This is a genomic window from Streptomyces sp. NPDC031365, assembly GCF_055569765.1.
In genome coordinates, this window is sequence record NZ_JBVIIM010000018.1 from 17,687 (window position 1) to 42,439 (window position 24,753).

Genomic DNA, 24,753 nt, shown 5'->3' on the forward strand with positions numbered 1-24,753 from the left:
TATACCGAGGCGAGCACAAGCCCCACCACTTGGTGTTGGGGGGGCAGGTAACAGGGAAAGAGTGGGGTGTCGAGGGGGATCTCGCCCGTCGGGCCCCCCCCCCCCCCCCCCCCCCGCGCCGGTTCAGCGGTCGTGCCGCCCGGTCGCCGTGCGCCGCCGCGCGGAGGCGAACAGCGCCGCCGAGCCGAGCGCCAGCGCCGCCGCGCCGCCGATCATCAGGTACGGGGTGCCGGCGTCACCGCCGGTCTCCGCGAGGTTCTCCGAGGCCCCGGCCGCCTTGGGCCGGTTGGGGGCGCCCGTGTCGTCGGAGGTGTCCGGAGCGGTGTCGTCGCCCGCGGCCGCCGGCTCGGCCGATGTGCTGGGGTCGTCGTCACCGTGCCCGTGGTTCTCGACGGTCGACTTGTCGGCACCGTCCTTGATCTGCTCCTCGGACGGAGCGGAGGCGGTCGGCGCCGGGGCGGCCTCCTCCTTCGCGGTGTCGCCCGGGCCGGCGGCCTCACCACCGCCGGCCCCCTCCCCGCCCGCCTGGTCCCCGCCGCCACCGAAGGTGACGTCCGAGCAGGAGTAGAACGCCTCCGGGCTGTCCGACCGCTGCCACACCGCGTACAGCAGTTGCCTGCCGGAGCGCTCGGGGAGGGTGCCGGAGAAGGTGTAGAAGCCGCCCGAGGCCGCCGGGTCGGTGGACGTCGCCACCGGGTTCGCCAGGTCCAGGTCGTCCCAGGCCAGCGGCTGCGACGGGTCGTAACCCGGCTTGGTGATGTACACCTTGAAGGTCCCCTTGTGCGGGGCCGTGACGCGGTACTTGAAGGTGTACGAGCCGCTGTTCACGCCGGTCGCCGGCCAGTCGGCGCGGGCCAGGTCGAGGCCCTTGAACGCCTCGTTGCCCGCGCTGCACAGCTTCCCGTCGGGGATGAGTTCCTGATGACGTCCGCCCGCGTCGCCGATGCGGACGCCGTTCCAGTCGTAGAGCGCCTGGGTGCCGCCGGCCGCCACCGCCGCCTGGCACGCCGCCGACTTGGGGCTCTCCGGACCCTCGGCGTAGCACTGGGCGACCCGGCTGACCGGGTCGCCCATCGAACCGTGTGCGGACGCCGGAGTGGTGGACAGCCCGGTCAGGGCGAGCGGGACGAGACCGACGACGGCGACAGCGGCCTTGCGGCGTGCGGACATGGGGTAGCAACTCCTCGAAACGGCGGTCTCTGGAACCTGTGGGGGAATCCCGTGGGGGGGTGGCTCAGAAGCTAGCCCCAAGAAGCCGCGAAAACGCCTGCCGAGGGCCCTGCGGAGCCATCCTTATGGCCGCGTTAAGGGAGTGCTCAGGCTGGGATCAGGTAGGTACCGTGCGCGGCATGACCGACGGGCGGATCCGCCCGGCCGTCGCCGCCGACCGCGGGTGACGGGCCTCGCCGTGGTCGAGCCGCGCGAGGACCACTCCGGCTGGACGTCATCGCCGTACGCCCCGATGCGCACGGCACCGGGGTGGGCGGCTGCTGCTGGAGTTCGCGGACGCACCCGCGCGTGCGCCCGGACTGCCCGGGGCCGGGCTCCGCACCAACGCCATGATGTGCGAGAACCAGAGGATCTGTCCGAAGTTCGGCCACGAGGTCGTGGGGCGCGGGGTCACTGGGCCGTACGATCGGATGCACTACCGCAGGCGGCCGGGCCGAACCCCGTGCCGCGGGGGTGTTCAGCCGTCGGGCCACCAGGTGCGGGCGATGTCCTTGCGGACCTCGGGTCGTCCCGCGGGGCGCTCGTCGGCCTCGTCGCGGATCTGGCGGGTGGACGTCTTCCTCGGGGGCTTCTGCACGGTGACACGGCGCATGGCTGCCTCCTTCAGGGTCCACCGGGTTCCGCGTTCTCACGGAGGCAGACCTTTCGGGGGAGAGTTCCTCATCGGTCCCGTTCTGTCTGTGGTGGCCGTCACTCATCGATTGTCAGTGGCGGGTGTCACTCTTGGGTCATGACCACCCATGACAGTGACGGGAAGGCCACGGACGGTGTCGACTGGGACGCCTGCGCCGCCGCCTTCGACGCGGAGCCGGACCACGGGCTGCGCGATCCGGAGGTGCGCGCGGCCTGGGCCGAGCGGCTGCGGGCCTGGCTGCCCGAGCGGGCCGGAGATGTCCTCGACCTCGGCTGCGGCACCGGCAGCCTGTCGCTCCTCGCGGCCGAGCAAGGACACCGGGTCACCGGGGTCGACCGGTCCCCGGCGATGGTGGCGCTCGCCCGGGAGAAGCTCGCTGGGCGCGACGCGGTGTTCCTCGTCGGTGACGCGGCGGCACCGCCGGTCGGCGAGGAGCGGCACGACGCCGTCCTCGTCCGGCATGTGCTCTGGACGCTGCCCGAGCCGCGGCGGGCACTGCGGCACTGGCGGGACCTGCTGCGGCCGGGCGGGCGGCTGGTGCTGATCGAGGGCGTGTGGGGGACGGTGAGTCCGGTCGGCATACCGGCGGACCGGCTCACCGCCCTCCTCGCACCCATGGGCGGGCAGGTGCGCGTGGAGCGGCTGTCCGGGGACCGGGCGCTGTGGGGCCGGGACGTGGACGACGAGCGCTACGCGGTGGTCGCGGTCCCGGACTGATCCCCACCCCTCATGCGAGCAGTGTCCCGAACCCGCCCTCGCGGGCCCGCGCGTCCAGCTCGTCGAGGGCGGCCACCGCGGCGGCCGCCGCCTCGGGATCGGTGGTCAGCAGACCGCTCGCCGCGAACTCGTCCTCGTCCAGCCGCCGTACGTCCGTGCCGTCCGCGGAGACCCACAGGTCCAGGTCGAGATCCTCGACGACCAGCCGTCCGCCGGAGAGCTCCGCAGGCCGGGTGATGTCGCAGTAGTGCCCCTTGAGGGCGCCCGCGGCGGTGCGGACCTCCTTCACGGAATACCACCGGTCGCGCCAGTAGTGCTCCGTGAAGACGTCCCCGGGCTCGAAACGGACGAAGCCGAAGTCGCGCACACCGGCCCCCGCCCAGGGGGCGCGCACGCTGACGCGGATACCGTCGTCGGTGAGCAGCTCGGCCGGATAGCGGATCTTCATCCGCCCCGCCTTGACGAGGACGACTTCCACCCGCGCCGGCCTGTCAGCCGAGTTCACGGACATACCGCACCTCCGTCCCGCAGATCTCGTAGCCGAACCACCTGTTGATCGCGATCATCGGCTCGTTCCCGGTGTCGTTGCCCGTGAACGCCTCGGTGTACCCGGCCGCGCGGGCCCGATGCAGTGAGTCGTTCTTGGCGAGCTTGGCCAGGCCCCGGCCGCGGTGGGCCCGGGCGGTGCCGGTCATGCCCGTGGCGTACCGGGTGCCGCCGTCCGTGCGGGCCGCGGAGAAGGCGGCGGGGCGGCCGTCGACCAGTGCCACCGTGGTCAGCTCGGGGCTGAACAGCGGGTGCCGCCAGGTCTCCGCCAGCCAGGCCTCGTAGTCGGTGAACTCGGTGTCCACGTCGCTCGGCTCGTCCGCCGTGGTCTCCGCGTCCAGTTCGAACAGTGGGCGCGGATCGGCGGTGAAGTCCGAGGCAGGGCGCAGCTCCACGCCCGGCGGCGGGTCCTGGAGCGGGGGGAGGGCGCCGTGCACCAGGTCCAGGCGGAGGAAGTGGGCGGAGCGGCTCGCCCGGTAGCCGTGCCGCCCGGCGAAGGCGCGGTTGCCCGGCTCGTCCAGCACCCAGGCCAGCAGCCTGGTCGCCCCGTGCGCGGCGAGGTGCTCCTCGGCGGCGCGCACGAGCAGCGTCCCGGCGCCCCGGCGCGTGTGCTCGGGGTGGACGTACACGTTGAGGTTGCCCTGGCCGGGCTGGGAGCTCTCATGGGTCAGATGCACCTGTGCCGTACCGATCACCTCGCCGTCGGCCACGGCCACCAGGGGCCGGTAGTGGGCGTCGGGGTGCAGCTGGGTCAGGTCGTGCGCCAGGGAGTGAGGGGTGACGAGGATGAACGGCAGCGCGGCCTGCCGGACACGGGTGAAGCCCTCGAGGTCGGCGTGGGCTTCCGAGCGGAGATCGCGGACGGTCACAGTCATGAAGGCGCACGCTACGGCGGGCGCGGCGGGGGTGCCTCCCATTTTCCGGCGGGTGCGGCCTCTCCGGCGGGTGCGGCCTCTCCGGCGGGTGCGGCCTCTCCCGCGGGTGCGGGACAATCGGGCCGTGACCTTGACGATCCATATCGACGACGACGCACCGCCGTACGAGCAGGTGCGGGTGCAGATCTCGGAGCAGGCCCGGTCGGGGGTGCTGCCGGTCGGGTACCGGCTGCCCACGGTGCGAGGGCTGGCCGAGACGCTCGGCCTCGCGGCGAACACGGTGGCCAAGGCGTACCGGGCGCTGGAAGCCGACGGCGTGATCGAGACGCGGGGGCGCAACGGGACGGTGATCGCCGCCGCGGGCTCTGCGGCGGAGCGGGAGCTGGCGTCCGCCGCGCAGGTGTACGCCGCGAGGTCCCGGCGCCTCGGCTCCTCGCCGGAGGAGGCACTGGCTGCCGTGCGGGATGCCCTGCGGGCGGCTTATGGGTGATCACCGTCCTGGCGGGGGCCCGATGCCCGGTGCGGGCTCGTTGTCGCTGATCGCGCAGTTCCCCGCGTCCCTGGGGATGTGTGCGTGAGCGTTGGCTGTGTTGTCGGGCCCTCGTTGTGTCGCGCCAGTTGCGCGAACGTGCGCGCGTCGGCGACGGCTGCCGCGTTCGGGTCGTTGTTGAAGTAGGCGTAGACGTCCTCGCCCGCGGACCAAGTGGTCGCGATGCGGTGGATCCAGCTCCGCAGGCACTGGCGGCCGTAGTGGGGCCAGGGGTGGGCGCGGCCCTGGTGGAAGCGGACATAGCCCCAGTCGGAGGTGCGCCACAGGGGAGTCGCGGGCCGGGACCGTACGTCGGCCCAGCACAGGGCGGCGCCCCGGGACTCCAGTACGGCGCGTACCTCCGGAATCCACCAGGAGGGATGGCGCGGCTCGACCGCCACCCGGGCCGACTCCGGGAACCGGCGCAGACAGGCGTGCAGCAGCGCGGGGTCGGCCTGGAGTGTCGGCGGGAGCTGGAGGAGGACCGGGCCGAGCCGGTCGCCCAGGCCGGTGACCCGGCTCATCAGGCGGTCCACCGGTTCCCCGGGCTCCCGCAGCCGTTTGATGTGCGTCAGGTAGCGGCTGGCCTTCACCGCGACCACGAAGCCCGGCGGGGTGCGCTCACGCCAGGCTTCGAAGGTCTCCCGGGACGGCAGCCGGTAGAAGGCGTTGTTGATCTCGACGGTGGCGAAGTGCGCCGCGTACTCCTCCAGCCAGAGCCGCACCGGGAGCCCGGCCGGGTACAGCGCCCCGCGCCAGTCCTTGTACTGCCACCCCGACGTCCCGACGAACAGGGTCATACGACCATCAAAGCACCTACAGGTACAGGCCCGCGTCCGCGTCCCCGCGCGGCTCCGGCAGCGATGTCGGAGATGTGCCCCGGCGCAGTGCGTACAGCTCGGCCAGGGTCGACCCCTCGCGGCCGATGCCCTCCTCGCCCCCCAGCCAGTTCACCGCCTCCGCACGGGTCAGCCGCCCCACCTCGATCCGGGCGAGGCAGCGGCCGGGGCGCACCACGGCCGGGTGCAGGCGCTCCAGGTCCTCGTTGGTGGTGACCCCGACCAGGACGTTGCGCCCCTGGCCGAGCAGACCGTCCGTCAGGTTCAGCAGCCGGGACAGCGCCTGGCCGGCGGTGTGCTTGGCCTCGCCGCGGATCAGTTCGTCGCAGTCCTCGAGGAGCAGCAGCCGCCAGCGGCCCTTGCCCGCCGCGTCCTCCTCGCCGATCGCGATGTCCATCAGATAGCCCACGTCGGAGAAGAGCCGCTCCGGGTCCAGGACGCAGTCCACCTGGCACCAGTCCCGCCAGGACCGGGCCAGTGTGCGCAGTGCGGAGGTCTTGCCGGTGCCCGGCGGGCCGTGCAGCAGGAGCAGCCGGCCCGAGATGTCCTCCGGGGTGGTCTTCATCAGGCGGTCCATCGCGTCGGCGACCGGCGCGGTGTAGTTGGGCCGGATCTCCTCCCAGGTGCCCGCCGAGATCTGACGGGTCGTGCGGTGCGGACCGCGGCGCGGGGAGACATACCAGAAGCCCATGGCGACGTTCTCCGGCTGCGGTTCGGGCTCGTCCGCCGCGCCGTCGGTGGCCTCGTTCAGGATTTTCGCCGCGAGGTCGGCGCTGGTCGCGGTGACCGTGACGTCGGCGCCCCGGTTCCAGCGGGAGACCAGCAGCGTCCAGCCGTCCCCCTCGGCCAGGGTGGCGCTGCGGTCGTCGTCCTTGGCGAGCCGCAGCACCCGCGCGCTCGCGGGCAGCAGGCTCGCGCCGGAGCGCACGCGGTCGATGTTCACGGCGTGCGAGTACGGTTGCTCACCCGTCGCGAAGCGGCCGAGGAAGAGCGCGTCGACGACGTCGGACGGGGAGTCGCTGTCGTCGACGTTGAGCCGGATCGGCAGTGCGTCGTGCGGTTGTGCGGACATGCCGCCATGATCGGTCACCGGTGCGTCGCGTGCACCCGGTTTCCGAGGCGCACGCGGATTGTCACCGTTCCTGGGGACCGGGCGGGGTCGAGCCCGTTCAGCCGCACGCCCCGGACGGTGCCGGCGCTCCTCCTTGCCTTGACGGCGTGGGAGGTGCCCCGGTCCGGTGCGGCCCCGGCCTGCTCGATCCCGAGCCCGTGACCCGAGCCCGTGACCCGAGCCCTGGGCGGAGCCGCCCGGAGGCCGGTTCCCGGCACGCCGACGCCGTACCGGCACCGCCGATCGCGCGCTACACGCCGGCCCCGTCGGCCGCGCCTGCCGCAAGCCGTTGAGCACACGACCACACGACCACACGACCACACGACCACAAGCACAACCACACGATCCAGCCGGTTCGAGGTCAGCCCGGCGGGCGGTGGATCAGCCGCCCCGCCCGCCGGGTGCGGCGCACCATCGCGTACCCCTTCGTCAGGGCGCGGTCCCGGGCGAAGGTGCGGGTGACGGCCCGTCCTTCCACCAGGCGTTCGAACTCGGCGGCCGACGTGGACCTGCGCACCGTCACGCGCCGCAGGGCGTACGGCCCCTGGGCGCGCCGGGCGAGGCCGTTGCCGACGACGAGGGCCTGCGCGTACCCGGTCTCCCGCACCGCCTCGCGCACCCGGCGGCTGGAGTAGCCGTAGGGATACGCGAACGAGGCGGGAACGGAGCCCAGTTGGTCCGAGACGATCTCCTTGCACAGGATCAGCTCCGACCGCAGCCCACCCTCGTCGAGCTGGTCGAGCTGCGGATGGCTGTGGCTGTGTCCGCCGATCTCCACGCCGCCGCGGGCCAGTTCGCGCACCTGGTCCCAGTCGAGCATGGTGTCCGGGCCGCCGCCGGTGTCGTACGGGCCCCGGAGCCAGCCGGTGGAGACGAACAGCGTGGCCGGGAAGCCGTGCTCGGCCAGGACGGGCAGGGCGTGGCGGTGCACGCCCTCGTAGCCGTCGTCGAAGGTGACCAGGACCGGCCGCGCGGGCAGCGGGCGGCCCGAGCGCCAGCGGGCGGCGAGGTCCGCGGTGGTGACGGGGGTGAGGCCCCGGTCCGCGATCACCGCCATCTGCTCGGCGAACGCCTCCGGGGACACGGACAGCGCGCGGGTCGCCTTGCCGGGGCGGGGCGCGACCGCGTGGTACATGAGGATCGGGACGCGCACGTCAGTCACGGCCACCGCCCTCCCCGACGGTCGCCACGCAGAAGGTGACCCCGTCCCGCCGGGCCCGCACGCTGCCCACCAGATAGCCGCCCGCCGCCGTGAGCACCCCGGCGACGATCGCGCCCGCGCGGCCCGCGCCGCCCGGGCGGGCCAGCAGGGCGTCGCGCAGTCCCCGCACCACCCCGGCCGGCAGCACACGCGTGGTGTACCGGCGTTCGGATTCCAGCCCCTTCTGCGCGCCCACACTGCGGGCCACCAGCGCCTTGGACAGGCCCTCGGCGTAGGTCCGGGTACGGAAGTAGCGGAACCGCTCGCGGGCCTCGGGCACCCGGTGGTGGATCACCGCGCGGTCGTCGATCAGCAGGATCGTGCCGGGCCGGGCGCGGCTGAGGCGGATGCACAGCTCCGTCTCCTCGCCTCCCAGCGGACGTTTGTCGCCGCCGCGCCCGATGCCGGTGGCGAAGCCGCCCACCGCGGCGACGGCCTCGCGCCGGAAGGAGGCGTTGCCGCCGAGGACGTTGCGCACCTCTGCCCGCCCGCGCGGCAGGCCCCGGTACGTGCAGCCCACCACCCAGTCGAACTCCTCGGGGAACCAGTCGGGCCGGCGGCCGGACGCCCAGACCGGCTCGGTGCGCCCGCCGACCGCCATGACGCGCGGATCGGCGTACCCCTCGGCGAAGTGCTTCAGCCAGCCGTGTTCGGCCACGGCGTCGTCGTCGAGGAAGGCGACGATCTCACCGCGCGAGGCGGCGATTCCGGTGTTGCGGCCGGCGGACAGGCCGCGGGGGCCCGCGTTGGCGAGCACCCGCACGTCCCCGGTCTCCTTGTACTCCTTGCCCAGACGGTCCAGGAGAGCCTGGTTGTGGTCGACGACCAGCAGGATCTCCAGGGCCGGCCGTGACTGCGCCCGCACGGAGGCGACGGCCGCGAGGACGTCCTCCCAGCGGTCCTCGGTGTAGGCGCAGATCACGACCGAGATGCCCGGGGTGCGGGGATCGTTCAAGACACCTTCCCCCGGCCCGTGTCCAGCAGCGGGGAGTGGTGCGGGCGGCGGCGCAGCGCACGCCGGTTGGAGCGCTCCCCGAGGATCACTCTCAGCACCCGGAAACCGTCGCGCACGGCCCGCAGATTGCTGGTGCCGTGGATGCGCAGGTATTCGTGGCTGGGGATCTCCTGCACCTTCAGGCCGGCCTTGACGATCCGGATGTTCATCAGGGTCTCGACCTCGAAGCCGGTGCAGTCGAGGTCGATCTTGTCCAGGCAGTGCCGCCAGAAGGCGTTGTAGCCATAACAGAGGTCGGTGTACCGCGCGCCGAACCTGCGGTTGACGACGGCGCACAGCACCCGGTTGCCGAGCTTGCGGATGAAGGTCATGTCGTCGGTGCCGCCGCCGTTGGCGAAGCGGGACCCCTTGGCGAAGTCCGCGCCGGATACCAGCGCGGAGACGTAGCTGACGATCTCGTTGCCGTCCGCCGAGCCGTCCGCGTCCACCATCACGATGATGTCGCCGGTGCAGGCCTCGAACCCGGCGCGCAGTGCGTCCCCCTTGCCCTTGCCGCGCTGCCCGACGACCTTCACGTCCGACCACAGTGCGCGGGCCACGTCCACGGTGTTGTCGGTGGAGTTGCCGTCGACCAGGACCACTTCGTGGATCCAGTCGGGAAGCGTCTTGAAGACGTACGGCAGGTTCTCCGCCTCGTTCATGGCCGGTATCACCACGCTCACCGGTGACGCGATGGCCAGGTGCGAGGAGACGGGCCGGTACTTCCGGGCGGCCGGCGGATCCTGATCCGCGGCCGCCGGCTGCAGTACGGAGCTCATGAGTCTGGTCCCTCTCGTCCGGCGGACCGCCCGCCCCTCGGGCGGCCCGGCTGTTCGTCCGGTTCGAAAGGGGGGTTGTTCTCACCTCACGACACGACGGATGGAGCTGACGTGCACGCCGGGTGAGCTGGCAAATCTGGCCGGCCGCCACAACGGCGGCCGCCCGCGCGGCACGGCCCGGTCACCGTTGCGGTCACCGAGCACGGCACCCCCCTACCGCGCCCCGCGCCGGTTCGTCGTGCTCCTGAGCCCTCCCCTGGAGCCGCGTACTGACGGACCGATGCGGGTGAGATGTGTGACGTTATTGACGATTGAACCCGTATGGCAAGACCCGGAACGGCGTCTCACCTTTTCGCTGGTTTGGCCGTTACGGGTGTCTCTTGCCTGGACGTATGTGTCTGCATGGCCGACTTTGCCCACTGAAGCGTCGGATGCCGGGATTCAATGTGGCGTACCCCGTAGGGGCAGTCAAGGGCTGAAAGTCCCTGCGGCCGGTTTTCGTCCAGGATTGAATCGGTAACAGTTTTGGCATGGACACTTCCAGTCAACACGCGTAGTTGGTAGGACAGTTGCGGCAGAGATCCTGCTCAAGGGAGGTTCCATGAGACGTTCCCGACTCGCTTTCTTCCTCGGCACGCTCCTCCTCGCCGTCACCACGGCCCTCACCGGGGCCACGACGGCTCAGGCGTCCCAACAGGCCGCGGCCGACGGCTATGTGGCGCTCGGCGACTCCTACTCCTCGGGTGTCGGAGCCGGCAGCTACATCTCCTCCAGCGGCGACTGCAAGCGCAGCACCAAGGCATACCCCTACCTCTGGGCGGCCGCCCACTCACCCTCGTCCTTCGACTTCACCGCTTGCTCGGGCGCCCGAACGGGTGATGTTCTCTCCGGGCAGCTGGGCCCGCTCTCCACCGCCACCGGCCTGGTCTCGATCAGCGTCGGCGGCAACGACGCCGGTTTCGCCGACGTCATGATGACCTGTGTGCTCCAGTCCGACAGCTCCTGCCTCAACCGGATCGCCACCGCGCGGGCGTACGTCGACTCGACGCTGCCCGGCAGGCTCGACAGTGTCTACTCGACGATCCGCGACCGGGCGCCGAACGCCGAGGTCGTGGTGCTCGGCTACCCCCGCTTCTACCAGCTGGGCACCTCCTGCATCGGTCTCTCCGAGACCAAGCGGAAGGCGATCAACGAGGCCGCCGACCTCCTCGACAGCACCATCGCCCAGCGCGCCCGGGCGTACGGCTTCACCTTCGGCGACGTCCGCACCACCTTCACCGGCCACGAGATCTGCTCCGGCAACTCCTGGCTGCACAGCGTGGACTGGTTCAACATCGGCAACTCGTACCACCCGAAGGCGGCCGGCCAGTCGGGCGGCTACCTGCCGGTGTTCGACGCCGCGGCCTGATCCGTCAGTACCCGTCGTCGTCCGAACCGGAAGGAGAGGCGGAGGCCCCGCCCGTCGGGGTCTCCGCCTCGCACGTCACCGAGAACGGCACCGTCTCCGAGGTGGTGTGCACCGGCTCCCGCACCTCCACGCCGATCTCGCTCTCGAACCTCCCGCTCCCCGAGTACGTCGTCACGGTCACCGTGTCCTGCTTCGAACGCCCGCCCCCTTCCGGGAGCGACAGCTTCCGCCAGCCCGGATCGGCCACCGAGCCGTTCTCGGTCACCCAGCGGTAGGACACCTCGGCCGGCAACCGCCCCACGGTGAACGTCGCCGTGAACGCGGGTGCCCGCTCGCCCGGCGGGGGAGCGCTCCCGGAGTACTCCGTGCGTGCGCCGGTCACCGTCACCGACACGGTCTGCGGCGGGGGCCTGCTCTCCTCGCCGTCCTCGTCACTCGTGGTGGGGGAGGGCGTCGGATCCTGCGTCCGCGGCGTCGTGCCGCCGTCCTCGTCCTCGTCGCCGCCGGTGCGCGTGGGTGAACTCGCGTCACCGCCGGTGTTCCTGCCCTCCGGCCCACCGTCGCCGCGGTTCAGCAGCGCGTACGTCAGCCCGGCCAGCGCCAGGGCCAGCATGACCACACCCACGACCAGGACGGCGGTACCGCGCCGACCGCGGTCCGGCCGGGTGGCCGTGGTGGCCGCGGTGACGGCCGCCGGCGCTCCCGTGACCGGCACCGGGGGAGTGGGCGAGGGCGTCTCCGGGTGCGGGTGCGCAAGCGCCGCCACCGTGGGGGCGTACGGTCCGGAACGCGCCGTGTCCCCGCGTGGCGCGGCACCCGTTGCGATGGCCCGCAGATCCTCCCGCGCCCGCTCCACGGGAAGCCGCTCGCCGGGCTCCTTGCGCAACAGCCCTTCGATGACCGGGGCGAGCGGCCCCGCCCGGCGCGGTGGCGGCAGCTCCTCGTCCACGATCGCCCGCAACGTGCTCAGCGGGGTGTCGTGCCGGAAGGGCGAGGTGCCTTCCACCGCCGCGTACAGCAGCACGCCGAGCGACCACAGATCCGACTCGGGCCCCGGGGTACGGCCCAGCGCACGCTCCGGGGCGAGGAACTCGGGCGATCCGACGACCTCCCCCGTCATGGTCAGCGCGGAGCTGCCCTCGACCAGAGCGATCCCGAAGTCGGTGAGCACCACTCGCCCGTCGTTCGCGATCAGGACGTTCGCGGGTTTCACATCCCGGTGCAGCACCCCGGCCCCGTGCGCGGCCCGCAGCGCGGTGAGCACCTCCGCACCGATGTGCGCGGCGCGCGGAGGCGTCAGCGGACCCTCCGCCTCCAGTACCTCGGCGAGCGAGAGGCCGCGGACCAGCTCCATGACGATCCACGGGCGCCCGTCCTCGATCGCCACGTCGTACACCGTCACCACCGTGCGGTCGGCGATACGGGCGGCCGCCCACGCCTCCCGCTCCAGACGGGCGTACATCCGCTCGACGTCGGACGCCGGCAGCCCGGCCGGCGTGCGCACCTCCTTGACGGCGACCTCGCGGTGCAGCAGCTCGTCGCGAGCCCGCCACACCGTCCCCATCCCGCCCTCGCCCAGCGGCGACAGCAGCCGGTAGCGGCCCGCGATCACCCGCTGACTGCCCGGTTCTTCGGACACGGCACCCCCTTCGCCTCCGGGCGAATTCTCCCTTTCCTTGTGAAAGTAGCTCAGCCGAGTGCGGATGCCGCCCCCCGGAACACCAATCCGGCTCCCAGGGCCACGACGACGAACGCCGATCCGAGGGGCGCGCTCCGGCGCACGAGTGCCGTCCAGGGGGCCGCCGTCCAGCGCGGGCGCCGGTCCAGCAGGCGGGTCATGCCGCTGCCCGCCTTGACGACCGCGTACCCGGCCGCGGTGAGGGTGACGGCCAGTCCGACCCCGTACGCGACGACGAGCAGCAGCCCGAACCAGGCCTGGCCGAGCGCCGCGGCGCCGACCAGCACCACGACGGCTGACGGGCTGGGCACCAGCCCGCCGGCGAAGCCGAGCAGGATCGTGCCGCGCACGGTGAGGGCGGCGGGGTGGATGTGGGTGCGGCCGCCGTGGGCGTGCTCGATGTGGTGGTGCGGGGGTGGATGCCCATGACCGTGCGGGTGTTGGCTGTCCGGGTGTTCGTGGCTGTGGCGGCGGTCATGTGCGTGCCCGTGCTCGTGCTCGTGCCCGTGCCCGTGCCCGTGCTCGCGTTCGTGGTGATGCGTGTGCGTGTGCGTGTGCGTGTGGTTCCGGTTGCGCAGGGCGCGGCGTACGAGGCTCGCGCCGGCCAGGGTGACCAGGATGCCGCTCGCGATACCCAGCCAGGCGATCACCGAGGGTGCGGCGGCCGAACCGGCCGTGACCAGCAGGCCCAGGGCGATCACCCCGAGGGTGTGGGTGACCGTGACGGAGGCGGCCATGGGCAGGACGTCCCGGAGCCGGGCCCTGCCCCCGCGCGCCGCCGCCGTCGCGGCCATCAGGGTCTTGCCGTGGCCCGGCGCGAGCGCGTGCATCGCGCCGAGGGCGACGGCGATCAGCAGGGCGAGCGCGGCGAAACCGACGGTGAGGTCGCGCCGGGCGACGAGCTCGTCGAGTGCGCGGGTCCAGCGGTCGGCGCCGCGCGGCAGCACCGCGGAGGCGGGCGCGTCGGCCGTCTGCTCGGCCAGGGCCGGGCCGCCGGGGCGGACGCGCAGGGTCGCGGTCCTGGTATCGGCCGGGGACGAGAGCAACTTCTCCGGATACCGGGTCAGTTCGCGGGACACGGAGGCCGTGGGTACATCCGACGCGGTGAGCGTCGTACGGTCGCTCCGCGCGGTGATCTCCCGCCAGCCCGGCCCGGACGACGCGCCCGCCCCCCGGAAACGGAGGTCCACGGTTTCCCGCTCCGGGAGGGGAGCGGTCAGCCCGCACTCCACGCGGAGGGTGTCGAGCCCCGCCTGACCGGGCCGCACGCGTACGTGTGCGTCCCGCACGGCCAGCGTGACCGTACGGCCGTCGACCCGCACCTCGCTGTCCCGCGCGGCGGTGGCACAACGCTCCCGGGCCCACCCGTCCCGGCCCAACCGGTCGATGTCCGGCCCGGCCTGCGTGGCCGGGATCTCGGCGAGGTCCTCGACATGGTGGACACGGAGTTCGCCGGGCGCGGCCACCAGCCCGTCATAACGGTTCACGGTGAAGTTGCCGAGCGGGTGCGCGCTCGCCGTCGCCGCCGGGACCAGCGTGAGCGCGCAGGCGGCGGTGAGAACGGCGGCACCGGTGGCGACGCGACGACGGAGGATCAACGCGCCCCCTCCAGGTCCTTGAGCGCCGCACGGGCCGCGCGGGCGCCCAGCGGCGAGAACCCGGGGTTCAGCTCGAGCGCGGCGGTGAGGGAATCGCGGGCGGGGCCGTCGTGCCCGGCGGCCTTCTCGATCATGCCCCGGTGGTAGAGGAAGACCGCGTTGCGGTAGCCGGTGGCCGTGGCACGGCGAGCGTACCGAAGGGCCTCCTCGTCCCGTCCGCTGACATGCAGCGCCCAGGCGAGGGCGTCCGCGGTGTGCACACTGTGCCGCCGGTCCCACTCCGCGCGGGCCGCACGCAGTGCTACGCCTGCGTCCCCGTGGTCGGCGGCGGCGAGTGCGGTGTCCAGACCGACGTCGACCCCGCCGGCGCGGGCCAGCGCGCTCCAGGCGTCGACGAGGGCGTACTGGTCCTGTGCCTTCGCGGGATCGCCGTCGGCGCCGCGCGCCTCGTACAGCTCGCCGAGGGCGACGAGCGGCCCGGGCAGCGGGAAGCGGGCGACGACCTGCTCCAGCGTCTTGACGGCACCCGCGTGGTCGCCGCTCGCGGCCTGTGCGCGCGCCCGGCCCTCGAGCGCGGGGAGATGGTCGTCGTCGGCGGCGAGCGCCCGCGCGTAGTGGCCCAGCGCCGTCTCGTACTCGCCCTGATTCCATGCGAGTTGTCCGAGCGCGGTCGCTACGTACGCCACGTCGGCGGGAGAGGCCGCGCTGTCCAGGGCCCGTCGCAGTACCTCCCGCGCGGTGGGCACGTCACCCCGCAGCTCCCGTACGTAGGCGTACCGCGTGAACACGGGCACCCCCGGCCGCCTGCGGTCGGCGGTGGCCGCGGCCTCGGCGGCCTCCTCGTACCGGCCGAGTTCCACCAGGGCGTCGATACGGGAGCACAGGGCGCGTTCGCCGTACGGGTTCTGTTCCAGGGCCCGGTCGGCGTATTTCAGGGCACCGGTGAAGTCGTGCCGGGCGGCGGCGAGGGCGGCCTGTCCGGCGAGGGCCGGCTCGTTGTCCGGTTCGAGGGAGAGGGAACGCTCGAGCGCCCGCTCGGCCTGCGGGTAGCGTGAAGGGTCTCCCTGGGTGCGCGCCTGCTCGACGTACGCGGTCCCCAGGGTGGCCCAGCCACCGAAGTCCCTGGGCTGCGCGCGCAGGTGGGCCTGCAACGACCGGATCCCTGCCCCGAGATCACCCCCGGCGAGCACACCGGCCGCGACCGCCCCGCCCGCCGCGGTGGCGTCCCGCCCGGTGTCCCGGTCCCCTCCCACCGTGACGCTCCCGGCGGTCATCGCGACGGCCAGCAGGACGGCACACGAGGCGGCATGCAACCCGGGCCCCCGCCGCGCCGCAGCGGAGAACCGCCGCAGGGCCGCGACACGCCCTCTCGCCACGCCCCCACCGGGGACGGCCACCTGCTTGCGCCCACCACCCTCCGCCTCCGTACGCCGACCGCTCGGCGGTCCGTCTCCCGCCTCCACATGGTGGACGGTGTCCGTCCCGCACCCGGTTTCCGGGCCGTGCTCCGCCCGCGCGGGGTGGTCGCCTTCCGGCTTGTCCTCCGCCCGCCCCTGGCCGTGGGCGGCGGCCCCGCCCCGGTTCGCCGTGTGCGGGGCGGCGTTCGGCCGGCGGTGTGCCGTCACGTGGTGGCCGGTGCTCGGCTCCCGCCCGGGGTCCGTGCCGTGGGGGGCCGCGGCCCCGCGCCGGTTCGCCGTGTCAGGGACGGCTTCCGGATGGTGGTGAGCTTCCCGTTGGCGGGTGGTTCGGGGCTGGTGCTCCGCGTCCGGGCGGCGGGTGGTCCTCGGTCCGGGTTCAAGGGCCGTGGTGGCGGCGCCGTCATGAGCGGCCTTCGGCTCGCGACCGGCGTCCACGGCGCCGGTGGTGGCCGGACCGCGCCCGTCCCCCCGGCTGTGCCCCTCCTCCGGCGCCCCCGTCGGCTCCCCGCCCTCTGCGGGCGGTCGTGGGGGAGCCGGCGTTTCCTCGTGGCCGGGGGCCGGCGCCACGACCGCCCGCTGGTTCTCGCCGGTGCTGTCGTTCGTGCGGGGAGCCATGGCCTCTGCCTCTCCTCGGTGTTCGGCGGCGCGGCCCGTGCCGTGGGGGACGGGGGACGGGCCGCGCCAGTGAGTGGGGTGGGCCGGAGTACCGACCGCCGGGGTCAGTACGCCCGGCCGCGCATCCGGCGCCACCACATCAGCGCCACGCCGATCAGCAGCAGCCCACCCGCGCCCGCACCCGCGGACGCGGCGACGAGGGTCGTGTTGTCCGCGCCCTCCGCACCCGCCGGCCGCAGCGCGTCACCGAGCTGGTTGCGTACGTCGTTGCCGCCGTCCACGCCCTTGGCGAGCGGGCCGCGCGACCCCTCCGTCGGGTTCGCCAGATACGGGAAGGCCCCTTTGAACTCCTGGTCGTTGGCGTCGACCGCGTCACCCAGGTCGTTCTTCGCGCCGACCAGTTCGCCCTCGACGACCTGGAGCGCCGCGTCGATCACGTCGTCCGTCAGCCGCCGTCCGTTGGGGAAGCCGGCGTTGTCCCCGTCCAGGACGCCCAGCCGCTTCGGCTTGGCGGCCGGCTCGATCGAGGTGTTGAGGCGGAGCATCTCCGAGGGCGTCACATGCGGCGGCTGGTTGAGTCCCTCGACACCCTTCAGGAACACATCGACGAGGTCGTTGCGCGGCTCGTCCGGAGCGGGGATCTTGTAGATCGCCTCGACGAGCTTCGGCAGCTCCGGCTCGGTGACGTTCTTCAGGAACTGGGCGTCGTCCCACGGCCCCGACGCGTTGAACGTGTCCTTGTCCTTCAGCGGGTTGACGACCTCGTTCACCAGCGGGTTGCCCAGCCGCGACACCTGGACGAAGTGCCCCTCGGCGTTCTTGCGCTGCGTCGTCGACCAGATGCCGACGACCGGCTGGCCCGCCGACTCGGTGATCATGTCGGTCGGGACCTGGAGTGCCAGGGAATTGACGTTGTACCCCTTGAGCGTGTCGTTGCCGACCTCGGAGAGGTTGCCGCCGTACAGCAGGTCGAATACCCGCAGGTCGAGGAAGAACGGGTCGTCGGCCTGACCGGCGAACGTCGTCGCCCCGCCCGCCAGTTCGTGCACGGCCTGCCCCCGCAGCGTGTCGTAGTCCGGCATGGACGCCTTGCCGACGTTCGACGGCGCGACCGGGACGTCGTCCGCGATCTTCGTGCGGGACACCGCCCGCTGGTCCTTCAGCTTCAGCAACTCGATGTCGTAGGTCTGCGTGATGTTGAGATCCTGGTCGTCCAGGCTGGTGACCGGACCGGTGTTGTAGAGGAACGTCTTGTCGTTCTTCGTGTGCGTCCTGAAGGTGTAGCGGAAGAGCAGCTCGCCCTGTGCGTCACCGTTGTTGTCGACGTGGATGTCGTACTGGGCGTCCTCGGCGAACGTGAAGAAGTTGGGTCCGCCGGCCGGTTCCTCGAAGGGGATCCAGTTCGCGATGATCGTCGTCGTGTCCGGCTTGTCGGGGCTGACGAACGCGTACAGGTCCGTGTTGTCGTACTGCGGGGTGCCCGATATCAGCGGGGCCTCCCGGTGCGAGGAGGCGGAGGCCGCCTCGGGTTCCAGCGAGGTCACGCCGGCGGCTGCGAGCCCCCCGGCCGCCAGCGCACCACAGATCAGGGTCGCGAGACTCACGCGCCCCGCACCGGTCCTGGAATTAGGTGTCATGCCGTCCGTCCTCAGTGCCAACTTGCCTGACGCACTGGGATTCGGAACACGCGGCGGGCCGGATTGGTCGACTTCCGAAGTCGTTCCCGGCCCCCTGTGGCGAAGCCGCTCCGCCCGTAGCATTTCTCCCCGCCGACCCGCGTTTTCGGTCCGGTGATCCGTACTTCCCATCCGGAGGCGCGCTCGCTGCGCATGCCTCGTGTGACCGGGCGGCCCCGAGGGGCCTGGAAGAGGGGACGCGCGTTGGAGGCGGACGAGCTGCTGATGCTTGTGGCCGCGGGTGACCAGAAGGCTTTCGAGGACCTGTACGGGCTGGTGTCGGGACCTGTGTACGGGCTGGTGCGGCGCGTGGTGCGCGATCCCGCCCAGTCCGAGGAGGTGGCTCAGGAGGTGCTGCTCGAACTCTGGCGCTCCGCGGCCCGGTTCGACCCCGGCCGGGGCAGCGCGCTGTCCTGGGTGCTCACCCTCGCCCACCGCCGCGCCGTCGACCGGGTGCGCAGCGCCCGCGCGGCCGGCGAGCGCGAGCAGCGCGAGGCACGGCGGGGCCACGGACCCGCCTTCGACCAGGTCGCCGAGGAGGTCGAGGCCGGGCTCGAACGCGAGTGGGTACGCCGCTGCCTGGACCGTCTCACCACGCTCCAGCGCCAGTCGGTCACCCTCGCCTACTACGACGGCTACACCTACCGGGAGGTGGCCGAGCGGCTGTCGCTGCCGCTCGGCACGGTCAAGACACGTATGCGCGACGGTCTCACCCGCCTGCGCGACTGCCTGGGAGGCGCGGCATGAGCCTGTTCGGCCGACTGGGGTCCCGTGGCAGTCCGCACTCGCTGGCCGCCCCCTACGCCCTCGACGCACTGGAGCCCGCCGAGCGCGTGCGCTTCGAGAGGCATCTGACGTCCTGCGGCCGCTGCACCGCGGAGGTGCGCGACCTCGCCGAGGACGCCGTCCGCCTGGCCTGGTCCACGGCCGCCCCCGCGCCGCCCGCGATGCGGGACCGGGTGCTGACCGCCGTACGGACCACCGCGCAGGAGCCCGCGCCCCAGGACCTCCCGCGCGCGCGGGCGCGGCAGTTGCCGCCCCATGTCTGGGGCGCCGTGCCGCCGCCGCGCACCCGGGAGCGGCGCCGGTCACCGCTGTTCGTGCCGTTCGCGACGGCCACCGCCGCCGCGGCGCTCGTCGTCGCCTCGCTCTTCGCCGTCCAGGCGGACCGCACCCAGGACCAGCTGAACGCCGAACGCGACCGGTCACGTGAGATCGCCCACGTTCTCGCCGCCCCGGACGCCCGCGCGAGTAGCGGCCGGGACGTCCGCGGCCGCACGATCGGAGTGATCGCCTCCGCATCGACGCGCAGCGCGGTCGTCACTCTGGGCGGATACGACGACCCTCCGAACGGACGTGTGCGCCAGCTCTGGCTCATGGGCCCGGGGGAGCGGCCGCGTTCCCTGGGGCTTTTCGCGGGCGACACGCCTCTGGTCGCGTCCGGCCTCGACACCGCCGCAACGTCACTCGCGGTGACCGTCGAGCCGGACGGCGGGTCACCGCAACCCACCGGCCAGCCTGTCGCCCAACTCGCCCTGAAAACGGTCGGATTCGGAGAGTAATCATCGCACGTTCGTCAACACCCTTGTGGGGAAGGTGAATCCTGTGACCTCGATACACGGGTGCCCGGCCGGGGCGATAGGGTTACCCTGCCCGGGCCGGGTGGACTCGTACGGGTGGGGAGTGACATGGAACAGATAACAGTGCGCAGCAGGGCCAGGGTCCCTGCGATCACGTGCGGCAGCAGTGCGAGCAGTTCGCGCCTCGACCGCCATCTCTCGGTCCTCGCGGGGCCCGCCGTCCCGCAGCGGGAGACGGCCGAGGCGACCTCGCTGATGCTCGAGCTGACCGCGCGTGACACCCCGCACGGTCGCGGCACCAGGGGCTCGCGGGCCCGGACGAGCCGCGTGTCGCTCTTCGCCCCGCTGCGTCGACTGCGCCGCTCCCTGTTCGGCAGCCGGTAGCGCCCGCGCCGGACGGTCCCACCGTCCCGGCGCAGCGCCCCACCCCGTACGTCATCCCCGCGGCACAACCAGGACGCCGGGCGCACCAAGGCGCCCTCCCCGTCCCCCTGCCGGCGCCCCCGGACCCACCCGGCACCGATCCCGGGGGCCCGCCGGCCTTCTCCTCCCGCGCCTCACCGCCTGCCGTGCGCGTACTTCCGCACGGCGAGCGGCACGAACACCGCGAGCAGCACCGCACACCAGGCCAGTGACCCCGCGACGGGATGCGCCACCGGCCAGGCCGCCCCTTCCGGCACGGGCGCGTTGCCGAACAGATCCCGCAGCGCCGTCGCCACCGCGCTGATCGGATTCCACTCCGCCACCGTGCGCAGCCACCCCGGCAGCCCCTCGGTGGGGATGTACGCGCTGGACAGCAGCGGCAGCAGGAAGGTCGCCCCGCCCAGCTGACCGGCCGCCTCCTCGTTCCGGGTGAGCAGGCCGAGGAAGATGCCGATCCACACGCACGCGAACCGGAACAGCAGCAGCAGCGCGAGGGCGCCCACCGCGCCCCGTGCGCTCCCCTCCACCCGCCAGCCGACCGCGAGCCCCACCAGCAGGAACGGCACCGTCCCGGCCGCCGTCACCAGCGCATCCGCCACGGCCTGGCCCACCGGCACCGCCGCCCGGCTCACCGGCAGTGTGCGGAACCGGTCCGTCACCCCCCGGTGCACGTCCTGGGCCGACTGGAACATGCCGGTCATCACACCGCCCGCCGCCGTAGCCACCAGCAGCCCCGGAACCAGGAAGGCCCGGTACTCGGCGCCGGGCACGGCGAGCGCGCTGCCGAAGACATAGCCGAAGAACAGCAGCATGCTGACCGGCATCGTCTGGGTGAGGATCAGCAGTCCCGGGTTGTTCCGCATCCGCCGCAGCTGCCGGCCGAGCAACGCGGTGCCGTCGTACGCCAGCGTGCTCATGCCGCACGCTCCTTGTCATCGGTGGGACGGCCGGTGAAGGCGCCGGACCCCTCGGTCAGCCGCAGGAACACATCGTCGAGGGTCGGGGGCCTGAGGCTCGCGTCCAGCAGCGGCACGCCCGCCGCGTCCAGCGTGCGCACCAGGTGCGGAAGGGTGAGCGTCGCGTCCCTGGTGACCACGCCGACCGCTTTGCGTTCCAGGTCCAGGGACGGCTCCGAGCCGGTGAGCCGGTCCAGCACCCCGGCCGCCGCCGTCAGTGCGTCCGCGTCCGCGACGACCACCTCGGCGTGCGTCCCGACCAGCGCCTTGAGTTCGGCCGGTGATCCGGTGTGCGCGACGCGCCCCCGGTCCACCAGGGCGATGTCGTCGGCGAGACGGTCGGCCTCCTCGAGGTACTGGGTGGTGAGCAGGACGGTCGTGCCCTCGCCGGTCAGCTCGCGCACCGCTGTCCAGATCAGCGCCCGGCTCGCCGGGTCGAGGCCGGTGGTCGGTTCGTCCAGGAACAGCACCTCGGGGCGCCGGAGCAGGCTCACCGCCAGATCCAGCCGGCGCCGCATACCGCCCGACCAGCCGGATGCCGGCCGGTCGGCCGCCTCCGTCAGCCCGAACCGGTCGAGCAGCTCGGCGGCCCGCGCGGCCGCCCCGTTCACCCGGAGCAGCCGGGCGAACAGCCGCAGGTTCTCGCGCCCGGTGAGGTCTCCGTCCACCGAGGTGTCCTGTCCGGTGACACCGATGCTGCGCCGTACGGCGGCGGCCTCCCGCAGCAGGTCGTGTCCCGCGACCCGGGCGGATCCCGCGTCGGGCCGCAGCAGCGTGGTCAGCAGCCGGACCGCCGTCGTCTTGCCCGCGCCGTTGGGCCCGAGCACCCCGCACACGGTGCCCTCGGCCACCGCCAGATCCAGCCCGCGCAGGGCATGGACCTCCCCGAAACGCTTCTCCAGACCCTCACTAAGTACAGCGTACGTAGTAGTCATGGGGTGACCTTACCGCATTACGTACGGTGTACGTAACTACGATGGTGGTGAGGTGATGACCGATGGCGGGCCGAGCGGCCGTACCCGAAGTGATCTGGGCGCGCCGCGAGCGCGCCGGCCGTGGCCCGAGACCGGCGTACACGCGCGCCGACATCGCGGCGGCGGCGGTGCGGATCGCCGACGCCGAGGGCCTGGACGCGGTCTCCATGCGCCGTGTCGCGGCGGAACTGGGCTGCGGCACCATGTCGCTGTACAACTACGTCCCCCGCAAGGAGGACCTCTACGAGCTCATGGTGGACGCGGTCGGCGGTGAGCACGAGTTGTGGGAGCCCGGCGGCGACTGGCGCGCCGACATGCTGCGGGTGGCGCACCAGACCCGCACGCTGATGCACCGCCACCCGTGGCTGCCGCGGCTGATGTCACCCGTCCACGGCTTCAGCCCCAATGCCCTGCGCTACCTCGAACACTGCCTGGCCTGCCTGGACCCGCTCCCCGAGCCCTACGGCACGAAGCTGGAGCTGATCGCGATGCTGAACGGCATCGTGACGACGTACGTCACCAACGAGCTGGCCACCGACGAGCGCACCCGCTCGCTGCCCTGGTCGCAGGAGCAGGAGAACGCGATGCGGATCGCCTATCTGGGCGGCCGGATCGCGACCGGTGAGTACCCGAGGATGGCGGCGGCCTTCGCGGAGGACGCGGGGCCGATCGATCTGGAGGCGGTGTTCGAGCGGGCGCTCGGCCGGATGCTGGACGGCTTCGACCCGCGCCGCTGATTCCGTGCCGGCGGCCGTCAGATCAGGGCGAGCTGGCCCTCCGGGCCCTCCTCGTGTGCGTCCAGCACCGAGGCGGGGCGGCGAGTGGAGGGTGGTACCGGGAGCACGCCGGCCTCGCGCAGCTCCGCCGGTGTGATCGGGTCCGGGACCGCCGGGTCCGTCAACGCCGCCTGCCGCGGACGCAGTTCGGCCAGCAGGGCGAGGACCGTGATGAGTTCCAGGAGTTCCGAGGTCCAGGTCTGGGGCCAAGTGGCCGGACGGATGGCCGCCAGCGTGCCCGGCTCGCCCGGCTCCATGCGGGCCCCCAGCCACTGCTCCAGCACCCGGACCCCGCCCGCCACGAAGTCCCAGGCCTCCGGCGGCACCGGGGCGATGCGGCCCCCGTCGAGGTGCAGGGCCTCCTCGTCGCGGTCGTAGCGCACGCTCAGCGGCCGGGACGGCAGCGGGGCGCGGACGTAGGGGCGGCGCCCGCCCGGGAGCCTGGGGTGCTCGCCGTCGCGCCGCATCAGCCACAGCAGCCGGCGGCCCACGGCCACGCCCCGCTCCCATGCGGCCGTGTCCCCGGTGAGCGGCACCACGAGGCCCGTGGGCGCGGGTCGCGCCACGGCCGTCGTCCAGGCGAGGACGTCCACGGGGGAGGTGTCGTGGCCGAGCCGGGAGGCGAGGTGGTCCGTCAGGCCCGGTGCCAGGTTGGGCTCGGCGGCGCCCGGCCGGCGGTACAGCGGGCGGACGCGCCCCGCGCGGAGCACGGGCAGCAGGGAGGTGGCGAGCAGGGGCGGACCCCAGGAGTCGTCGACAGCGGCACCGCTCCGCCCGCTGCCCGTCTCCACGACGAAGACCTGCCGCTCGTCCGCCACCCGCCACAACTCCGGACGTGCCGCATCGATCAGCCGCTGGTCGGCGATCAGCCACTGTTCGTCGAACGGGGCGTACAGGAACCGCACCGGCTCGGGGCACGGGCCCGAGGCGCGGGCCAGCTTCCCGGTACCGCCGCCCTGCCCCGGCAGCTGACCGACCGCCGAGTGCGGGGTCCGGGAGCGGGTCGACTGGAACAGGGCCTCGCGGTCCGGCCCCGCGGCTTTCACCAGGGCATCCCAACGGGCCCTCAGGGACGCAGTGTCGGGGGCCGCCGGCCACCCCCGGCCGAGCCGCGGCGGTGCGACGGACCACGGCATGAGGTCCGCCAGCAGCGGAGCGTCGTCATGCGTCACGCTGGGCATCGTACGACCTGGGGCCTGCCGTCGGACTCCCGCCCGCCTCACGACGCCGCCCCGCTGCCCCACACCCGGCTGCGTTCGGGCGGGGACCCCGCGAGTGTGAGGTGCCCGACCCGAGTGCGTCCGGCACGGGGTTCAGGACCCGGCACTCACCCGGCCTCCGGCCGGGGCCCTCGGAGCACGCGCCTGACGCCGCGAGACCCGCCCTTCCGGCGGACGGCGGGGGCTCGGTGACAGAACCCGGGGAGGCGCCGCTCACGTGGCGTCCAGCGTCACGGTGAAGGAGAAGCGGTCGCCCCGGTAGTTGATGACGGCCGCGTCCAGCACCCGGCCGTCGGTGTCGTAGGTGATGCCCGTGTAGTGCAGGATCGGGCTGAGCAGCGGGACCCGGAGCAGACGGGCCGTCTCGGGGTCCGCGAGCCTCGCCTCCACCGTGTCCGTGATCCGGCTGATGTCCGCTCCGACGACGTCCCGCAGCACCTTGGTCATCGGCCACCGCACCAGGTCGTCCAGATCGATGCGGGCGGCCAGTTCGGGACGGACGTAGTTGCGGGCGTGGTTGGTCGGCTCACCCGTCTTCTCGTCGCTGCGCAGCCGGTGGTACGCCGCCGCCTCGGACAGGTCCGGGAAGTACTCGGCGATCTCCGCCGGCACCGGCGCCGGTCCGTGCTCCAGCAGTTCGGTCGTCATCCCGGACTGCTGGGCCACGATCGCGTCCACCGAGCCCAGCAGCCGGACCGGGGCGCCCCGCCGGGCGTCGGGCTCGATGAACGTGCCGCGCCGGCGATGGCGGGTGATCAGCCCTTCGTCCTCCAGTTCCTTCAGCGCCTGCCGCATGGTCAGCACGCTCACCCCGTAGTGGCCGGCCAGCTGTTCCTCGGTGGGCAGGCGCAGGGGGTCCTTCGGCGAGCGGCCGAGGATCGAGGCGCGCAGCGACTGCGACACCTGGTACCACAACGGCAACTTGCGGTTCAGGACGATCGAATCCGGAGCGAAGGAGGTCACGGGCTATCCGTAC

General features: G+C 73.1%; 24 protein-coding genes and 1 pseudogene. 8 read left to right on the forward strand and 17 right to left on the reverse strand.

Annotated features, from left to right (window positions below):
* Positions 1-123: 123 nt before the first annotated feature.
* Complete coding sequence (locus ACZ5C2_RS24415; protein ID WP_468794650.1) at positions 124-1,170, reverse strand: lytic polysaccharide monooxygenase auxiliary activity family 9 protein; 1,047 nt, start codon at positions 1,168-1,170, stop codon at positions 124-126.
* 223 nt (positions 1,171-1,393) lie between these two features.
* Here ACZ5C2_RS24415 and ACZ5C2_RS24420 point away from each other — a divergent pair.
* Positions 1,394-1,658, forward strand: a pseudogene (locus tag ACZ5C2_RS24420) (GNAT family N-acetyltransferase); the annotation flags it as partial.
* Positions 1,659-1,687: 29 nt separating this feature from the next.
* Here ACZ5C2_RS24420 and ACZ5C2_RS24425 read toward each other — a convergent pair.
* Positions 1,688-1,822 carry a hypothetical protein gene (locus ACZ5C2_RS24425; protein WP_468794653.1) on the reverse strand — a complete coding sequence of 45 codons (135 nt, stop codon included), beginning with the start codon at positions 1,820-1,822 and terminating at the stop codon, positions 1,688-1,690.
* A gap of 138 nt (positions 1,823-1,960) precedes the next feature.
* Between ACZ5C2_RS24425 and ACZ5C2_RS24430 the strand changes: the two genes are divergently transcribed.
* Positions 1,961-2,581, forward strand: coding sequence for a class I SAM-dependent methyltransferase (locus ACZ5C2_RS24430; RefSeq protein ID WP_468794656.1), 621 nt, complete (start codon positions 1,961-1,963; stop codon positions 2,579-2,581).
* Between the two features lie 10 nt (positions 2,582-2,591).
* Here the strand turns inward: ACZ5C2_RS24430 and ACZ5C2_RS24435 are convergent, their stop codons facing one another.
* A complete protein-coding gene (locus tag ACZ5C2_RS24435; RefSeq protein ID WP_468794659.1) occupies positions 2,592-3,092 on the reverse strand; it encodes a ribonuclease FAU-1 family protein in 501 nt (166 codons plus the stop codon).
* Positions 3,073-4,002: a GNAT family N-acetyltransferase gene (locus tag ACZ5C2_RS24440; protein ID WP_468794662.1), complete on the reverse strand. Its 930-nt coding sequence runs from the start codon at positions 4,000-4,002 to the stop codon at positions 3,073-3,075. The genes ACZ5C2_RS24435 and ACZ5C2_RS24440 overlap by 20 nt, the downstream gene beginning before the upstream one ends.
* A 124-nt stretch (positions 4,003-4,126) precedes the next feature.
* Here ACZ5C2_RS24440 and ACZ5C2_RS24445 point away from each other — a divergent pair, with 124 nt between their 5' ends.
* On the forward strand, positions 4,127-4,492 hold the full coding sequence (locus tag ACZ5C2_RS24445; RefSeq protein ID WP_468794665.1) for a GntR family transcriptional regulator: 366 nt from the start codon (positions 4,127-4,129) through the stop codon (positions 4,490-4,492).
* Here ACZ5C2_RS24445 and ACZ5C2_RS24450 read toward each other — a convergent pair.
* The 5 genes from ACZ5C2_RS24450 to ACZ5C2_RS24470 form a co-directional block, all read right to left on the reverse strand.
* Positions 4,483-5,331: a DUF72 domain-containing protein gene (locus ACZ5C2_RS24450; protein WP_468794668.1), complete on the reverse strand. Its 849-nt coding sequence runs from the start codon at positions 5,329-5,331 to the stop codon at positions 4,483-4,485. The genes ACZ5C2_RS24445 and ACZ5C2_RS24450 overlap by 10 nt on opposite strands.
* A gap of 16 nt (positions 5,332-5,347) precedes the next feature.
* Positions 5,348-6,442 carry a DUF5925 domain-containing protein gene (locus ACZ5C2_RS24455; protein ID WP_468794671.1) on the reverse strand — a complete coding sequence of 365 codons (1,095 nt, stop codon included), beginning with the start codon at positions 6,440-6,442 and terminating at the stop codon, positions 5,348-5,350.
* A 400-nt stretch (positions 6,443-6,842) separates the two neighbouring features.
* On the reverse strand, positions 6,843-7,643 hold the full coding sequence (locus tag ACZ5C2_RS24460) for a polysaccharide deacetylase family protein (RefSeq protein ID WP_468794674.1): 801 nt from the start codon (positions 7,641-7,643) through the stop codon (positions 6,843-6,845).
* Complete coding sequence (locus tag ACZ5C2_RS24465; RefSeq protein ID WP_468794677.1) at positions 7,636-8,637, reverse strand: glycosyltransferase family 2 protein; 1,002 nt, start codon at positions 8,635-8,637, stop codon at positions 7,636-7,638. Before ACZ5C2_RS24465 ends, ACZ5C2_RS24460 begins: the two co-directional genes overlap by 8 nt.
* Positions 8,634-9,455 carry a glycosyltransferase family 2 protein gene (locus ACZ5C2_RS24470; protein ID WP_468794680.1) on the reverse strand — a complete coding sequence of 274 codons (822 nt, stop codon included), beginning with the start codon at positions 9,453-9,455 and terminating at the stop codon, positions 8,634-8,636. Before ACZ5C2_RS24470 ends, ACZ5C2_RS24465 begins: the two co-directional genes overlap by 4 nt.
* Positions 9,456-10,056: 601 nt before the next feature.
* On the opposite strand from ACZ5C2_RS24470, the gene ACZ5C2_RS24475 reads away from it, so the two are divergent.
* The gene (locus ACZ5C2_RS24475; RefSeq protein ID WP_468794683.1) at positions 10,057-10,863 is read left to right on the forward strand and encodes an SGNH/GDSL hydrolase family protein; all 807 of its coding nucleotides are present in this window, start codon (positions 10,057-10,059) and stop codon (positions 10,861-10,863) included.
* Between the two features lie 4 nt (positions 10,864-10,867).
* Here ACZ5C2_RS24475 and ACZ5C2_RS24480 read toward each other — a convergent pair whose 3' ends face one another.
* The 4 genes from ACZ5C2_RS24480 to ACZ5C2_RS24495 all read right to left on the reverse strand — a co-directional run bounded on the left by ACZ5C2_RS24480 (position 10,868) and on the right by ACZ5C2_RS24495 (position 17,809).
* A complete protein-coding gene (locus tag ACZ5C2_RS24480) occupies positions 10,868-12,475 on the reverse strand; it encodes a serine/threonine-protein kinase (RefSeq protein ID WP_468795038.1) in 1,608 nt (535 codons plus the stop codon).
* Between the two features lie 77 nt (positions 12,476-12,552).
* On the reverse strand, positions 12,553-14,139 hold the full coding sequence (locus ACZ5C2_RS24485; protein WP_468794686.1) for a HoxN/HupN/NixA family nickel/cobalt transporter: 1,587 nt from the start codon (positions 14,137-14,139) through the stop codon (positions 12,553-12,555).
* Positions 14,136-16,172, reverse strand: a complete 2,037-nt coding sequence (locus tag ACZ5C2_RS24490) for a tetratricopeptide repeat protein (protein ID WP_468794689.1) — start codon at positions 16,170-16,172, stop codon at positions 14,136-14,138. Before ACZ5C2_RS24490 ends, ACZ5C2_RS24485 begins: the two co-directional genes overlap by 4 nt.
* 104 nt (positions 16,173-16,276) lie before the next feature.
* Positions 16,277-17,809, reverse strand: coding sequence for a DUF4331 domain-containing protein (locus ACZ5C2_RS24495; RefSeq protein ID WP_468794692.1), 1,533 nt, complete (start codon positions 17,807-17,809; stop codon positions 16,277-16,279).
* Between the two features lie 243 nt (positions 17,810-18,052).
* Here ACZ5C2_RS24495 and ACZ5C2_RS24500 point away from each other — a divergent pair, with 243 nt between their 5' ends.
* The 3 genes from ACZ5C2_RS24500 to ACZ5C2_RS24510 all read left to right on the forward strand — a co-directional run bounded on the left by ACZ5C2_RS24500 (position 18,053) and on the right by ACZ5C2_RS24510 (position 19,812).
* Complete coding sequence (locus ACZ5C2_RS24500; protein WP_468794695.1) at positions 18,053-18,595, forward strand: sigma-70 family RNA polymerase sigma factor; 543 nt, start codon at positions 18,053-18,055, stop codon at positions 18,593-18,595.
* Entirely contained in the window at positions 18,592-19,410 is an 819-nt protein-coding gene (locus tag ACZ5C2_RS24505; RefSeq protein ID WP_468794698.1) for an anti-sigma factor, read from the forward strand. Before ACZ5C2_RS24500 ends, ACZ5C2_RS24505 begins: the two co-directional genes overlap by 4 nt.
* A 126-nt stretch (positions 19,411-19,536) precedes the next feature.
* Positions 19,537-19,812: a hypothetical protein gene (locus ACZ5C2_RS24510; protein WP_468794701.1), complete on the forward strand. Its 276-nt coding sequence runs from the start codon at positions 19,537-19,539 to the stop codon at positions 19,810-19,812.
* 173 nt (positions 19,813-19,985) lie between these two features.
* Here ACZ5C2_RS24510 and ACZ5C2_RS24515 read toward each other — a convergent pair whose 3' ends face one another.
* Together ACZ5C2_RS24515 and ACZ5C2_RS24520 are read right to left on the reverse strand one after the other, a co-directional pair.
* Positions 19,986-20,768, reverse strand: coding sequence for an ABC transporter permease (locus ACZ5C2_RS24515; RefSeq protein WP_468794704.1), 783 nt, complete (start codon positions 20,766-20,768; stop codon positions 19,986-19,988).
* Complete coding sequence (locus tag ACZ5C2_RS24520) at positions 20,765-21,742, reverse strand: ATP-binding cassette domain-containing protein (protein WP_468794707.1); 978 nt, start codon at positions 21,740-21,742, stop codon at positions 20,765-20,767. Before ACZ5C2_RS24520 ends, ACZ5C2_RS24515 begins: the two co-directional genes overlap by 4 nt.
* Before the next feature lie 62 nt (positions 21,743-21,804).
* Here ACZ5C2_RS24520 and ACZ5C2_RS24525 point away from each other — a divergent pair, with 62 nt between their 5' ends.
* Positions 21,805-22,518, forward strand: coding sequence for a TetR/AcrR family transcriptional regulator (locus tag ACZ5C2_RS24525; protein WP_468794710.1), 714 nt, complete (start codon positions 21,805-21,807; stop codon positions 22,516-22,518).
* A gap of 17 nt (positions 22,519-22,535) precedes the next feature.
* Here ACZ5C2_RS24525 and ACZ5C2_RS24530 read toward each other — a convergent pair whose 3' ends face one another.
* Both ACZ5C2_RS24530 and ACZ5C2_RS24535 read right to left on the reverse strand, forming a co-directional pair.
* Entirely contained in the window at positions 22,536-23,738 is a 1,203-nt protein-coding gene (locus tag ACZ5C2_RS24530; protein WP_468794713.1) for a type ISP restriction/modification enzyme, read from the reverse strand.
* A 252-nt stretch (positions 23,739-23,990) separates the two neighbouring features.
* A complete protein-coding gene (locus ACZ5C2_RS24535; protein ID WP_468794716.1) occupies positions 23,991-24,740 on the reverse strand; it encodes a GntR family transcriptional regulator in 750 nt (249 codons plus the stop codon).
* Positions 24,741-24,753: the final 13 nt, after the last annotated feature.

Coding starts and splice junctions, on each gene's coding strand:
- ACZ5C2_RS24415 (WP_468794650.1), bottom strand. CDS start 1,170: ATGTCCGCACGCCGCAAGGCCGCTGTCGCCGTCGTCGGTCTCGTCCCG.
- ACZ5C2_RS24425 (WP_468794653.1), bottom strand. CDS start 1,822: ATGCGCCGTGTCACCGTGCAGAAGCCCCCGAGGAAGACGTCCACCCGC.
- ACZ5C2_RS24430 (WP_468794656.1), top strand. CDS start 1,961: ATGACCACCCATGACAGTGACGGGAAGGCCACGGACGGTGTCGACTGG.
- ACZ5C2_RS24435 (WP_468794659.1), bottom strand. CDS start 3,092: ATGTCCGTGAACTCGGCTGACAGGCCGGCGCGGGTGGAAGTCGTCCTC.
- ACZ5C2_RS24440 (WP_468794662.1), bottom strand. CDS start 4,002: ATGACTGTGACCGTCCGCGATCTCCGCTCGGAAGCCCACGCCGACCTC.
- ACZ5C2_RS24450 (WP_468794668.1), bottom strand. CDS start 5,331: ATGACCCTGTTCGTCGGGACGTCGGGGTGGCAGTACAAGGACTGGCGC.
- ACZ5C2_RS24455 (WP_468794671.1), bottom strand. CDS start 6,442: ATGTCCGCACAACCGCACGACGCACTGCCGATCCGGCTCAACGTCGAC.
- ACZ5C2_RS24470 (WP_468794680.1), bottom strand. CDS start 9,455: ATGAGCTCCGTACTGCAGCCGGCGGCCGCGGATCAGGATCCGCCGGCC.
- ACZ5C2_RS24475 (WP_468794683.1), top strand. CDS start 10,057: ATGAGACGTTCCCGACTCGCTTTCTTCCTCGGCACGCTCCTCCTCGCC.
- ACZ5C2_RS24490 (WP_468794689.1), bottom strand. CDS start 16,172: ATGGCTCCCCGCACGAACGACAGCACCGGCGAGAACCAGCGGGCGGTC.
- ACZ5C2_RS24495 (WP_468794692.1), bottom strand. CDS start 17,809: ATGACACCTAATTCCAGGACCGGTGCGGGGCGCGTGAGTCTCGCGACC.
- ACZ5C2_RS24505 (WP_468794698.1), top strand. CDS start 18,592: ATGAGCCTGTTCGGCCGACTGGGGTCCCGTGGCAGTCCGCACTCGCTG.
- ACZ5C2_RS24510 (WP_468794701.1), top strand. CDS start 19,537: ATGGAACAGATAACAGTGCGCAGCAGGGCCAGGGTCCCTGCGATCACG.
- ACZ5C2_RS24515 (WP_468794704.1), bottom strand. CDS start 20,768: ATGAGCACGCTGGCGTACGACGGCACCGCGTTGCTCGGCCGGCAGCTG.
- ACZ5C2_RS24520 (WP_468794707.1), bottom strand. CDS start 21,742: ATGACTACTACGTACGCTGTACTTAGTGAGGGTCTGGAGAAGCGTTTC.
- ACZ5C2_RS24525 (WP_468794710.1), top strand. CDS start 21,805: ATGGCGGGCCGAGCGGCCGTACCCGAAGTGATCTGGGCGCGCCGCGAG.
- ACZ5C2_RS24530 (WP_468794713.1), bottom strand. CDS start 23,738: ATGCCCAGCGTGACGCATGACGACGCTCCGCTGCTGGCGGACCTCATG.